The 12,127-nt window shown below is 61.4% G+C and carries 13 protein-coding genes; 7 read left to right on the top strand and 6 right to left on the bottom strand.

Annotated elements, in window-relative coordinates; genetic code table 11:
* The first annotated feature begins 9 nt into the window (after nucleotides 1-9).
* From ASE36_RS13490 to ASE36_RS13475, 4 genes are all read left to right on the top strand, one after another.
* Nucleotides 10-606 carry a GNAT family N-acetyltransferase gene (locus tag ASE36_RS13490; protein ID WP_062280244.1) on the top strand — a complete coding sequence of 199 codons (597 nt, stop codon included), beginning with the start codon at nucleotides 10-12 and terminating at the stop codon, nucleotides 604-606.
* A 127-nt stretch (nucleotides 607-733) separates the two neighbouring features.
* Nucleotides 734-1,390, top strand: coding sequence for an outer membrane protein (locus ASE36_RS13485; RefSeq protein ID WP_062280241.1), 657 nt, complete (start codon nucleotides 734-736; stop codon nucleotides 1,388-1,390).
* Nucleotides 1,391-1,657: 267 nt separating this feature from the next.
* The gene (locus ASE36_RS13480) at nucleotides 1,658-2,356 is read left to right on the top strand and encodes an OmpW/AlkL family protein (protein ID WP_062280238.1); all 699 of its coding nucleotides are present in this window, start codon (nucleotides 1,658-1,660) and stop codon (nucleotides 2,354-2,356) included.
* 298 nt (nucleotides 2,357-2,654) lie between these two features.
* Entirely contained in the window at nucleotides 2,655-3,284 is a 630-nt protein-coding gene (locus ASE36_RS13475; RefSeq protein WP_062280236.1) for an outer membrane protein, read from the top strand.
* A 71-nt stretch (nucleotides 3,285-3,355) separates the two neighbouring features.
* On the opposite strand, the gene ASE36_RS13470 is transcribed toward ASE36_RS13475, so the two are convergent.
* The 6 genes from ASE36_RS13470 to ASE36_RS13445 form a co-directional block, all read right to left on the bottom strand.
* A complete protein-coding gene (locus tag ASE36_RS13470) occupies nucleotides 3,356-5,203 on the bottom strand; it encodes a methyl-accepting chemotaxis protein (protein ID WP_062280233.1) in 1,848 nt (615 codons plus the stop codon).
* A 311-nt stretch (nucleotides 5,204-5,514) separates the two neighbouring features.
* Complete coding sequence (locus tag ASE36_RS13465; RefSeq protein ID WP_062280229.1) at nucleotides 5,515-6,501, bottom strand: WD40 repeat domain-containing protein; 987 nt, start codon at nucleotides 6,499-6,501, stop codon at nucleotides 5,515-5,517.
* A 57-nt stretch (nucleotides 6,502-6,558) separates the two neighbouring features.
* Nucleotides 6,559-7,683 (bottom strand): CobW family GTP-binding protein, encoded by a 1,125-nt coding sequence (locus ASE36_RS13460; protein WP_062280226.1) that lies wholly within the window; start codon nucleotides 7,681-7,683, stop codon nucleotides 6,559-6,561.
* A gap of 80 nt (nucleotides 7,684-7,763) precedes the next feature.
* Nucleotides 7,764-8,177: a type II toxin-antitoxin system VapC family toxin gene (locus tag ASE36_RS13455; protein ID WP_062280223.1), complete on the bottom strand. Its 414-nt coding sequence runs from the start codon at nucleotides 8,175-8,177 to the stop codon at nucleotides 7,764-7,766.
* On the bottom strand, nucleotides 8,174-8,452 hold the full coding sequence (locus tag ASE36_RS13450) for a type II toxin-antitoxin system Phd/YefM family antitoxin (protein ID WP_062280220.1): 279 nt from the start codon (nucleotides 8,450-8,452) through the stop codon (nucleotides 8,174-8,176). The genes ASE36_RS13455 and ASE36_RS13450 overlap by 4 nt, the downstream gene beginning before the upstream one ends.
* A gap of 58 nt (nucleotides 8,453-8,510) precedes the next feature.
* The gene (locus ASE36_RS13445) at nucleotides 8,511-9,302 is read right to left on the bottom strand and encodes a creatininase family protein (protein WP_062280217.1); all 792 of its coding nucleotides are present in this window, start codon (nucleotides 9,300-9,302) and stop codon (nucleotides 8,511-8,513) included.
* Nucleotides 9,303-9,405: 103 nt separating this feature from the next.
* Between ASE36_RS13445 and ASE36_RS13440 the strand changes: the two genes are divergently transcribed.
* The 3 genes from ASE36_RS13440 (at nucleotide 9,406) to ASE36_RS13430 (ending at nucleotide 12,042) form a co-directional block, all read left to right on the top strand.
* The gene (locus tag ASE36_RS13440) at nucleotides 9,406-9,963 is read left to right on the top strand and encodes a MarR family winged helix-turn-helix transcriptional regulator (protein WP_062280215.1); all 558 of its coding nucleotides are present in this window, start codon (nucleotides 9,406-9,408) and stop codon (nucleotides 9,961-9,963) included.
* Between the two features lie 77 nt (nucleotides 9,964-10,040).
* Nucleotides 10,041-11,057, top strand: coding sequence for a LacI family DNA-binding transcriptional regulator (locus ASE36_RS13435; RefSeq protein WP_062280212.1), 1,017 nt, complete (start codon nucleotides 10,041-10,043; stop codon nucleotides 11,055-11,057).
* A gap of 19 nt (nucleotides 11,058-11,076) precedes the next feature.
* On the top strand, nucleotides 11,077-12,042 hold the full coding sequence (locus tag ASE36_RS13430) for a 2-hydroxyacid dehydrogenase (protein ID WP_062280210.1): 966 nt from the start codon (nucleotides 11,077-11,079) through the stop codon (nucleotides 12,040-12,042).
* The last annotated feature ends 85 nt before the right edge of the window (nucleotides 12,043-12,127 follow it).

Genomic DNA, 12,127 nt, shown 5'->3' with positions numbered 1-12,127 from the left:
GAGGCCGACATGGCCGCTGTTCTGACCAGCATGCGCGCGCTCTTTGCGCCGGCGCCTGCCTTCGTCATCGATACCGAAACGCCTGCCGACGTTGTCGCGCGTGAGGCACTGCTCGACCGCGCCATGGGCGCAGATCGCCGGAAGAAGTCGTCCGAGAAGATCCGCCGCGACCGGATCCCGGCCGAGGGGCTGGCGCTCGTCGCCCGCGATCCCTCGGGTCACGTCATCGGCACCGTGCGGCTGTGGAACATCGAGGCTGGCGTCAGCCGCGAGGGCTTGGTGATTGATGCTCTGCTGCTCGGGCCGCTTGCCGTCGATGCCGCCCATGAGGGCAAGGGTGTCGGCGCTGCGCTGATGCGGGCAGCTCTTATGGAGGCGAAGAAGCGTGGCCACGGCGCCGTGCTGCTCGTCGGTGATGCACCCTATTACGAGCGCTTCGGCTTCTTTGCCGAAAAGACGCAACATCTGGTGATGCCGGGACCGTTTGCCCGGGACCGCTTCCTGGCACTGGAACTGGTGCCCGGCTGGCTCGAAGGGGCTGCCGGCATGGTTGTCGCGTCCGGTCGCAAGCTGTCGCGGCCGAGCATGCTGCCCCGGGCGGCCTGATCCTGCGCTTGATCTGAGACCAGAGAGCGGCCGCCTGCCAGTTAGGTGCGTCTCCAAAATAACTGCAGAGATTGGACTTTCGCCCCTCGGGGCCGTTTTCTAACATCGTCATCACCGCCCAATGGCTATGACGATCAAGGGGAACGTGGTGTGGAAAGTCTTTTCGAATGGAGCCGCCCTGGCTCTCTTTCTGTCTTGCGCAGCGCAGGCGGCCGACGCTGTCGAAGCCTTGCCGGCCGCGCCGCCGGAGGCCGTCGCGACCTCGTCATTTTCCTGGGCTGGCGGTTACGCGGGATTGCATGCCGGCTACGGTTGGGGAGAGGGCGATGCGGCGGCCGGCGGCGCTACGGGCACCATCGACTTCGATGGCGGCCGGTTCGGCGCCTTTGCTGGTTATAACTTCGACCTCGGCTCTTCCTGGATCGTCGGCATTGAGGGTGACCTTGGTTATGACTGGAACGAGCGCGAGGACGGGACCGAGACATTCGGCACCAATATCCAGGGCGGTGTTCGTGGCCGTGTCGGCTATGCGGTCGACCGGGCCCTTGTCTATGCCGCCGGCGGCTGGGCGGCTGCACAGTTCAGTTACGACGATACGGGGGTCTCGATCGACGAGACGATGAACGGCTGGACCGTGGGTGCGGGTGTGGATTACGCGATCAACGATCGCGTGTTTGCGCGGGCGGAATATCGCTACAATGATTACGGCAGTGCCGACATCGGTGCCGTCAATATCGATTTCACCCAGCACGTCGTTCAGGCCGGCCTTGGCCTCAAGTTCTGACCGATCCACCGCCTGAGTCGAGCCCGGTTTCTGTCGCGCGTGGAGCCGGGCTCATCTATTTCGTCATGCCTCTTAGCAAACTGAGGCCGCCATCTGTCGTCAGTTTTGCAATCGTCAAAGCTGGCTGTGGCCTGTCTGCAACAGCTTGCCCTTTGCGACCATTTCTCTCTGCAGACTTGCTAACCTATTGATCTGGCTCAACCCGACCAGTGGGGTTCGGACGTTACCTGCGGGTGGCTTTGCCGAACTGTACAAGGAGAGAGAGACATGATCGCCGCCCCCACACTGCGCCTTCGCGCGCTTGCTACCACCTGCCTCGCACTGCTCGCCGCGCCGATGGCGATGGCTGCGGATCTCGCGCCCGCGCAGGAGCCGGTACCGCAGGCGACGCAGGATGCCATCGCGGCGCTGAGCCCATGGCAGGTGCGCGTTCGTGGCCTCGGCGTCATCACTCATGATTCGGGTTCCGTCGACCAGATCAGTGGTTCGGGCCTGTCCTACAGCGACAGCGTTATCCCCGAGCTCGATATCTCCTACTATCTGACCGATAATATCGCTGCCGAACTGATCCTCGGTACGACCTATGCCAATATCTATGGTGAGGGTTCGATTGCTGGCCTTGGCAAGATCGGCAAGACCTGGGTGCTGCCGCCTACGCTGACGCTTCAGTATCACTTCACCGATTTCGGTGCCTTCAAGCCCTATATCGGCGCCGGTGTGAACTATACGATGTTCTACAATCAGTCCGGTGACGCGGCGAGTGATGTTAACGTGAAAGACAGTTTCGGCGCGGCTCTGCAGGTGGGTGCCGACTACATGATCAATGATCACTGGGGCGTCAACTTCGACGTCAAGAAGCTCTTCCTGCGTCCCGACTACGAGGCCACCATCGGCGGCACGACCTATACCGGCAAGGCAAAACTGGACCCCTGGCTGATCGGCGCAGGTGTGACCTACCGGTTCTGATCCAACAGATATCAAGGGATTAAGCGGGAGGACGATCGCGGCTGCGATCGCCCTCTTTTGCATGCCGATTTCGTGGCATTTCAGCCACGGCTCACGGGCTTGTGTCCGGCGTCAACTTTTTTTCGCCGCGTTCGGGAACCATCTGATGGTTGGGGACTTGTGGGGCAGGGTCCGGCGATTTGATCGCTCGGGCGGGAACTCAGGCACCAGACGGGTTTAACATGTTGTGTTGTATAATTATTACACAATATACTCCTGGATGGTGATATAAGCGATCTCGTAAACAGGAGTGACTCATATGTTCAAAACCATCCTTCTTGGATCTGCCGCAGCTATGGCAATCTCGACCTCGGCTTTCGCAGCGGACGCCATTTACGAAGCGCCGGCTGAACCGCCGATGGCCGTAGAATCCGCTCCGCAGTTTTCTTGGGCTGGCGGTTATGCCGGTATTCTCACCGGCTACGGTTGGGGTGACGGTTCTGTCGATGGCTTCGGCTCGGAATCCTTCGACGGCGCCCGTCTTGGTGGCTTCGTCGGCTATAACTGGGACATGGGCAACCAGCTCGTTGTCGGTCTCGAAGGCGACCTGAACTACGATTGGAACGAAGAATCGATTGGTGGCGCTGACGTCGACACCGGCCTCAACTGGTCGGCGCGCGCCCGCGTTGGTTACGCCATGGACCGCGCGCTGCTGTTCGCGGCTGGTGGCTACACGGGCACCAACGTTTCGGCTGACAGCCCCCTCGGTGATGACGATGACACGCTGCATGGCTGGACCATCGGCGGTGGCGTTGACTACGCCGTTACCGACCGCATGTTCACCCGCATCGAATATCGTTACAACGATTTCGGCAGCGGCAGCCTCGGCGGTGCGGACGTCGACTTCGACCAGCACGTCGTGAACGTCGGCCTCGCCGTCAAGTTCTGATCGGTTGATCTGACGAAAGCCCGGCTCTCCTTGCGGAAAGCCGGGCTTTTTTGTTTTCAGCGCGTCGTAACTTAGGCGGCCGAGGCGGGGCGCTCGGTAATTGGCGTCGCGGTGCTTTCACCCCGGATCGCGCTACGCCTGTTGAGCTGGAAGCGGTTGACCAGCGAGGTCAGCTGGACCGCGCCATCTGCGAGCGTATGGCTGATCGCGGTCGTTTCCTCGACCATCGCCGCGTTCTGCTGGGTCATCTGATCAATGCTGTTGATGGCCGCGCTGATCTCCTGCAAGCCGACGGCCTGCTCTCTGGCGGCCGTGGCGATGGCGTCGACATTGGTGTCGATGCGGCTGACATAGTCGCCGATCTGGGTCAGGGCCGTGCCGGTTTCGCCAACGAGCTGCACGCCTGAGGACACTTCCACGCTCGATTTCTGGATCAATCCCTTGATGTCGCGTGCGGCGTTGGCAGACCGCTGGGCGAGCTCCCGGACTTCCTGGGCGACAACTGCGAAGCCCTTGCCGGCATCGCCGGCGCGCGCGGCTTCGACGCCCGCATTGAGCGCCAGAAGATTGGTCTGGAAGGCGATTTCATCGATCACGCCGATGATCTGCCCGATCTCCGACGACGCTGTTTCGATCCGTTGCATGGCAGAGACGGCCGAGCGCACCACGCCGCCTGAGGATTCCGCACAGTGCTTGGCTTCGCGAACCAGTTCGCGGGTGTCGTGCGTGCGTTCCGCCGATGAGCGGACAGTGGCGGTCACCTGCTCAAGCGCTGCTGAGGTCTGTTCCAGGGCTGCGGCCTGCTGTTCGGTACGGGTCGCAAGGTTGCCGGAAGCCTCACGCATTTCCTGGCTGTTCTCCAGCAGGCGGCGGGTTTCTTCCAGAACCTTTTCCAGCGTGGCCTGAAATGTCGCGATCGAATGGTTGAAATCCTGGCGCAGCGGCTCGAAGCGGGCGTCGAAGGCTTCGTCCAGCGTGATGCGAATATTGCATTCGGCGAGACGATGCAGACCGGCACCGAGGGCTTCGATGACGAAGCGCAGGGCTTCCGCCTCGATCATCCGGTCCTGATCTCTTGCAGCGCGTTGGCGGTCAACCTCGCTGCGGGCGGCCTCCGTTTCGGCCTGCAGGCGCTGGTTTTCCAGGCCCGACTGACGAAACACCTCGACGGCGGTCGCGATATGCCCGATCTCGTCCTTGCGCGTTGCATGGGGCACGACCGACTGCAGATCGCCGCCCGCCATGCGGGTCATGTAGTCGGTAATTTCGCCGAGCGGCTTCAGCGCGCGGCGGTGGATGAAGAAGACGGTGCCGAGTGCCATGCTGATCAGCAGGAGACCCAGGACGAAACTCAGCTGTTCGCGGCTGGCGGACTCGTCGGCCGCAAACTTTTCCCTGTTGACCAGATATTCGGTTGCCATGGCCACGAGTTCGTTTACGGCCACTTCGTGGTCGTGGAACTCGGTCTTCAGTTTGACGAGGACGGGACTGATAGCGCTGGCATCACCGGCCTGCAAAGCGGGCAGATAGTCGTTGCGCAGCGTTTTCCAGTAGACGTCGCCCTTGGTCAGCACCTTGTTGTACAGCTGGTTGCGCAAGTTTTCCGGCAAGGTCGAATTCTTCCAGTACTCGCGCCGTTCTTCATAGGCTTGCTGCAGAACGTCGAAACGCGGCACGTTGGTCGCAGCCGTATCGGGATGCACGACCGTTTCGTTCGCCAGAGCGTAGGATTCGATGAGATAGAGCGGCGGCGGCAGAATGTCGGCGATTAGATCCTTGCCGTCGACGATCTCTATGTAGATCGGTCCGTTGACCTTGAGGGTCTGCAAGGTCTGGGTGCCGATGCCGGCGACGGCGACGATGCCTGCCGCGAGGGCGAGGCCGGTTGCCGTCACGACGATTTTGAGGTTCAGGTTCATGGGGCGGGTCCATTGGCGCGATAGACCAAGCCGGAGCAGTTCGCACGCGTCTGCGCCCCGCTGGCAGGTCTTGCCATCGTTGAATCGGATATTGTTCGCAACATTTTAAAGGAGTGATTCCCAGTCCAGGCGAGACACGGCGTTCTGTCTCTTGCTCGCCCACCCCAAATTAGGGATGGAATTACTACCGCATGGTTAAGGTAAGTATTCAGTGAACCGAAATATGCGATTTTTCGCCTTTCTTAACTTGAGAGGCGAGAAATGTATGCTCTACACGCAATTGAGAGGTGGCTCGGCTGCCTTCGGCGCAATCAACCGGCGATGTCGATCACGCCGCAATCGCCCGATTCCGAGCCGAAGGCCAAAAGCTTGCCACTGGAACTCCAGGCCATCGAGGTGATCGCGCCCTTGCCCGGGCGACGCAGGAGCGCCTCTTTTCCGTCGGCGATGCGAACCGCCAGGATCATGCCGTCGATGAAGCCGATTGCCAGAACCTCTTCCGCCGGATGGAAGGAGACGTTGGTGACCATGATGTTGGCGCGGGTTCCAAGCTCGAGTGGCGCCTTGCCCATGGGGCCATCCTTGCCGGCAAATGGCCAGACGATGGCGGCGGGTGCGCCGGAAGAGGCGAGCCATTTGCCCTTGGGTGACCAGGAGAGCGACTTCACCTTCGCCGGATACCCGGTCATGCGCATATGGCGCGTGTCAGATCCCTTGCCGTCGAGCTTCCAGCCGTGGAGGGCGCTTTCCTGCAGCATCGTGACGACGAAGCGGCCGTCGGGCGAGAAGGTGACACCGGTATGGGCGCCCTTCCATTCGAGATCAACCGGGGCACCTGCCGTGCCAACCCAGTGCAGAGTGACGCCATTATATCGGGCAACCGCAATGCGCAGGCCCTTCGGCGCGAAGTCGACTGCCTCGACAGTGCGCTCCTCGGTAAATTCCTTCGTCGTGCCATCGGCGAGGCGGACGAAGGTCGATTTGCCATGGGCATAAGCGACAGCGCCCTGGGGGCCTGGTGCCACGACAGAGATCCATTTGCGCGGTACATGGGCGAGTTCGGTGACCGTGCCGTCATGGGCAATGCGCAGAACGCGGCCGTCTTCGCCGCCGGTGAGCAGGGTCTGGCTCGCCGGGTCCTTGATGCAGGTCAGGAGGCCTGCATTGGCCTCCGTCACCTTCTCGCCACCGTCCAGACGGTGGATCGCGCCCGTCGCGGCAGCAAAGACCGGGATGTCTCCGAGAAAATGGGTCGAGACAACGTGACCTTCGATATCGAGCGGGGCGACTGTAGGCATACGAACAGGCTTTCTTTCAGGCAAAGTTCTGGCGGAGAAGGGCGCGTTGCGCCCCGCTCAGGTGATTGAGGCTGTGGCTTCGCAGGCCTTGAAGCTTGCTTCCAGCTTCTCGCGGTCCAACTCGCGGCCGATGAAGACGAGGCGGCTTTCGCGCTTCTCGCCATCCTTCCACGGACGCTGGTGATCGCCTTCGACGATCATGTGCACGCCCTGAACGACATAACGCTCCTCATCGCCCTTGAAGGCAATGATGCCCTTGAGGCGCAGGATATTCGGTCCTTGAGTCTGAGTGACCTTCTGGATCCACGGGAAGAAACGATCCGGGTTCATCTCGCCGCCACGCAGCGAAACCGAGGTGACGGTGACATCATGGATCGCCGAGGGGGCGTGGTCATGATGGTGATGGCCGTGATCGTGATGATGGTGATCATGCCCGTGATCATGGTCATGATGATCGTGATGTTCATGGCCGTGGTGGTGATGGTCGTGATCGCAATCCGGGCCGCAGACATGATCCGGATCGTCATGATCGAGGAAATGCGGATCGTTTTCGAGGGCCCGCTCCAGATTGAAGGCGCCCTGGTCGAGGACCTTCGACAGATCGACGCCGGAGCGAGTGGTCGAATAGATCCGGGCGGACGGGTTGATGGCGCGGACGATGTGCTCGATCTGGTGCAATTCGTCGTGACTGACGAGGTCGGCCTTGTTGATGACGACGACATCGGCGAAGGCAATCTGGTCCTCGGCCTCGCGGCTGTCCTTGAGGCGCAGCGGCAGATGCTTGGCATCGACCAGAGCGACGACGGCATCGAGCTCTGTCTTGGTGCGGACATCGTCGTCCATGAAGAAGGTCTGGGCGACCGGGACAGGATCGGCAAGGCCGGTCGTTTCGACGATGATGCCGTCGAAGCGGCCTGGTCGACGCATCAGGCCTTCCACCACGCGGATCAGGTCGCCGCGCACGGTGCAGCAGACGCAGCCATTGTTCATTTCGTAGATTTCTTCGTCCGACTCGACGATCAGGTCGTTGTCGATGCCGATCTCGCCGAACTCGTTGACGATGACGGCGTATTTCTTGCCGTGGTTCTCCGACAGGATACGGTTGAGGAGCGTCGTCTTGCCGGCGCCGAGATAGCCGGTGAGCACTGTGACGGGTGTTGGTTTTACGGATGCTTCGGTCATGAAAGCCTCAGATGTCAGGGGGTGCCGGGCGATGCGGCTGTAATTGTATTACCCCCATATAGGCGTTCCGCTTCGCCAGTTCAAAGGCTTTCGTTCGGCGATGTGGTGGTCAATGCCGAGCGGATATCGGTCCGCGCAAAGTCGTCCCCGACATAGAGGAGAGGGCAGCCAAATTCCTCCGCTGTGGCATAGGAGAAGCAGTCGCCGAAGTTGAGGGCAGCGGAGTGGAAGCCTTTGCCGAAGCGTTGGTATGCTATGGCGGCGCGTTCTGCGCGTGTTGATGTCAGAGGGATTATTTCGGCCTCCGATGCTGCAATGAGCATCTTCATTTCAACAAGCCGCTGATTGCGGGAAGCGACGATATAGGCTTCCGTCACGGTGGCAGCAGAGATCAGCAGGCGCTGTGATCCGTCAGACAGAATGTCATTGCACTCGGCTGCGGCTGTCTCTGTCTTGAGGACCGCCATCAGTGCCGAGGTGTCGACCACGATCACTTGGGTAGGCCGTTCTCGTCATACAGGAAGTCTTGGCTTCTCGCCGCTCTTTCCTCCGGATAAGGGTCTGGAATCAGTGCGGCGCTTTCCATTATCTCCTTCAGGATTTGCCGCCGTTCCTCTCGCGTGAGAGCGGGTCGTCTCTCGGCCGGCTCTACCGGTCGCAGTATGGCCGCATCCTGCCCGTTTCGGGTGATAATAACTGGCTCTCCGCGTTCGGCTCGCTCCACGAGTTCCTCGACCCGGTCGCCTGCTTGCTCCATGGAAACACGCATGCTTCTTCCTCGCGATCTCTCCTGATCAATATGCGCCTTGCACCGCAGGTTCGCAAGCTCACGTCAGTGTTGCAGCGTCAAACCCATGCACGTCTTCCAGTAGCTCCAAGATCCCGTCGATGGCGTGGGCGACCAGCCGTTCGCCCCGCTCGGCTGTCGCTGCTGCGGCGTTTCCGGCGACGCCGTCTGGGTTAAGGTCCGACATCTTCCAGCCGAAGGCGTGGGGGCCGTAGGCGCGCAGGTATTTATGGCGCGCCGCAAGCTCTGATTGGCGGGACGGAAAATTGCGGGCCTTCGTCATGTCGACGCGGCCGGGTGCAAGTGCCAGCATCACCGAGGTCTCGATGTCGCCGCCATGCATGTCGATCGCTTTCTCTTGCGGGTTCATCCAGCCTTCCGGTTGGCCGAAGCGCGTCCAACTGGTGGCGACGACGAGCATGTTGAAGCGGACGCGGGCTTCGGTTGCGACGATGGTGAGCAGCGGGGAATTGCCGCCATGGGCATTGAGCAGGACGAGCTTGCGGACCCCGGCATGGTGCAGATCTTCGGCGATCCTCAGCCAGCGGCGGATGGCGTCGTCGAAAGTGAGCGTACGGGTGCCGTCGACGTCCATATGCTCGATGGAATAGCCCACCGGCTCGATCGGCAGAATGGTGACCGGCAGCGTATCGGGGAGGGCGGAGACAAGTCGTTCCGACAGCCCTTGAGCGATCAATGTGTCGGTTTCAAAGGGCAGGTGTGGGCCATGCTGCTCATGCGCGCCGAGCGGCAGGATAGCAATCCACCCGGCGCGGTCCGCCGGTGCGAGTGATGGATCATTGTCCTTGTACCAAGGCATCGGTTTCGCCATCTGGCATCGCCTCCTGATCTTCGTTAAGACTCCCAGCCAGTTCGACGGCCTGTCCGGGTGGTAGGCCGACCATGCCTGATATGCGCGAGGCCCGGGGAGAGTAATGGCGAAAAAGGATAAAGCCGACAAGGAGCGGGCCGACAAGGACAAGTCTGAAAAGGCTGAGCGGAAGAAGGCTGGCAAGAAGAAAGAGCCTGCCGCTCCGGGCACACTTGCCAATGCCGTGACCCAGGTGGCGCGCGGCATGCGGACCCGGTTGTCGCATGGTCTGGCTGCAAGCGGTCTCTATCCCGGTCAGGACGGCGTGGTCCAGCTGCTGTCGCTCGAGGACGGTCTGACCCCCGGTGCTCTTGCCCAGCGTCTCGGCGTCAAGGCACCCACCATGACCCGCACCATCGGTCGCATGGAAGCGCAAGGGTTCGTCTTTCGCCGGGCGGATGATCGCGATGCACGCCTGACCAAGGTCTATCTGACGGAAGAGGGGCGCAGCACCGTCGAGCGCATTGCCGGCGCGACGACAGAGTGCGAGCAGGAAGCGGTCCGGGGCCTGTCCAACAAGGAGTTGCGGACTTTGGTCAAGCTGCTGGCCATCGTTGACGGCAATCTGTCGGGGAAAACCTCGCTATCGCGTTCCGCCACCGACCTTGATGAAGACGATTGAAAAGGCTCTTTTAATTGTTTAATTAAAACGTTTAAGGGCGCCAGGGCGGCCACCGATTTTGCTGCGAGGGAGGAAACGTGGCGCAAAAGGTAAAGCTTTCGACCATTGCGGAGTCTCTTGGTCTTTCCACTGCCACCATCTCGCTTGCGCTGCGTGACAGCCCCCTGGTGGCGGTTGACACGCGAGAAAAGATCAAGGAGCAGGCCCGGCATCTCGGCTATATCTACAACCGGCGTGCTGCCAGCCTGCGCACCTCCCGCTCAGGGATCATCGGCGTCGTCGTGCACGACATCATGAACCCGTTCTACGGGGAAATCCTGAAAGCCATTGAAACCGAGCTGGACCGCAGCCGGCATACCTTCATCCTGTCCAATCATTACGACAGCGTCGACAAGCAGCGGATGTTCGTGGAGACACTGCTGCAGCTCGGGGGTGACGGTGTGATCATGTCGCCCGCCATCGGCACGCCGCCGGAAGATGTGGCGCTGGCGGAAAACAACGGCATGCCGGCGATCTTCGTGGCGCGGTCGATGGAAGGTGTCGACGTGCCGATCTATCGCGGCGATGACGCCTATGGCATTTCGCTCGCGACCAACCATCTGATCGGTCTTGGCCACCGCTCGATCGCGATGATCGGCGGCACGGATCAGACGTCGACGGGCCGTGACCGTTACCAGGGCTATGTGAATGCGTTGCGCAAGGCAGGTATCGAGGTCGATTCCGGTCTTCGCATTCCGGGACCCCGCACGAAGCAGGGCGGGTTCGAGGCCGCCGTCAACTTCCTGTCGCTGCCACAGAAGCCGACGGCTGCCGTCTGCTGGAACGATCTGGTGGCGATCGGATTGATGAACGGGATCGCCCGTGCCGGTCTGATCCCCGGCCAGGATATCTCCGTCACCGGTTACGACGACCTTGAAGAGGCCTCGATCGCGACACCCTCACTCACCACGGTGTGGAACGGCCAGGCGGAAGTCGGGCGGCTTGCGGCCCGTGCCCTGCTCGACAAGCTTGCGGGCAGTCATGAGCCTGACGGTATCCACCTGATCAAGCCGGAGATGCGGATCCGTCAGTCGACCGGTCCCATCCGCCGCTAGAGAGACCAAGGAGACTTCCATGTCATCGGAACGCATCACGATCCTCATCCCCGGGCGCATTCATCCGCGCGTCCGCGCGCGGCTGGCGGAACGGTTCGACTTGGTCGAGATCGACAGCGCAGATGCCGTCGATGGTTTGACGGAAGAGACGCGGTTGCGTGTGAGGGGCGCTGCCGTGTCGGGGCGTTTTCCTGCCTCGCTGATCGAGGCCTTGCCGCATCTGCAGGTGATTGGCAGCTTCGGCGTCGGATATGATGGCGTGGACGTCAAGGCCGCAGCGGCTCGCGGGATCGTGGTCACCAACACGCCGGATGTGTTAAACGACGAGGTGGCAGACACGACCATCGCCTTGCTTCTCAACACACTGCGCCAGTTTCCGTCCGCCGAAGGCTATCTCAGGGCCGGTCGATGGGCCGCGGAGGGACCATTCCCGCTGTCGCCGATGTCGCTCAAGGGCCGTCGCATAGGCATCCATGGGCTCGGACGGATCGGGCTTGAGATCGCGGAACGCCTGGTGCCCTTCAAGGTCGACATCAGTTACCACACCCGAAGCCCGCGCTCGGACGTTTCCTTCGCCTATCACGACAGTCTGCTGGGGCTTGCACGCGCCGTCGACACGCTGATTTCGATCGTACCGGCCACTCCCCAGACGAAGGGGTCGATCAATGCCGAGGTTCTGGCGGCGCTTGGGCCTGAGGGCGTGTTCATCAATGTCGGTCGGGGTTCAACGGTCGATCAGCCGGCCCTGATCCGTGCACTTCAGGACGGCACGATCGCGGCGGCCGGTCTCGACGTCTACTCCGACGAGCCGCAGGTGCCGGACGAGCTGATCGCGCTTAAAAATGTCTCGCTGCTGCCGCATGTCGCCTCGGCGTCGGTTCCGACCCGCAATGCCATGGCGGATCTGGTTGCGGATAACCTGATCGCCTGGTTCGATAACGGCAAGGCTTTGACCCCGGTCCCGGAAACGGCTCCGTCTTCGTAAGGCGTTTCTAAATCTCGTCAGCTTTCCGCAAGCTTCAGGGCGCATCCTTGTTCGCCATACCCGTCTCGGGCAAGAGGATGTGCGT

It is taken from the genome of Rhizobium sp. Root274 (genome assembly GCF_001429245.1).
Classification (GTDB): domain Bacteria; phylum Pseudomonadota; class Alphaproteobacteria; order Rhizobiales; family Rhizobiaceae; genus Allorhizobium.
This window is presented reverse-complemented; position numbering and strand designations above follow the sequence as displayed.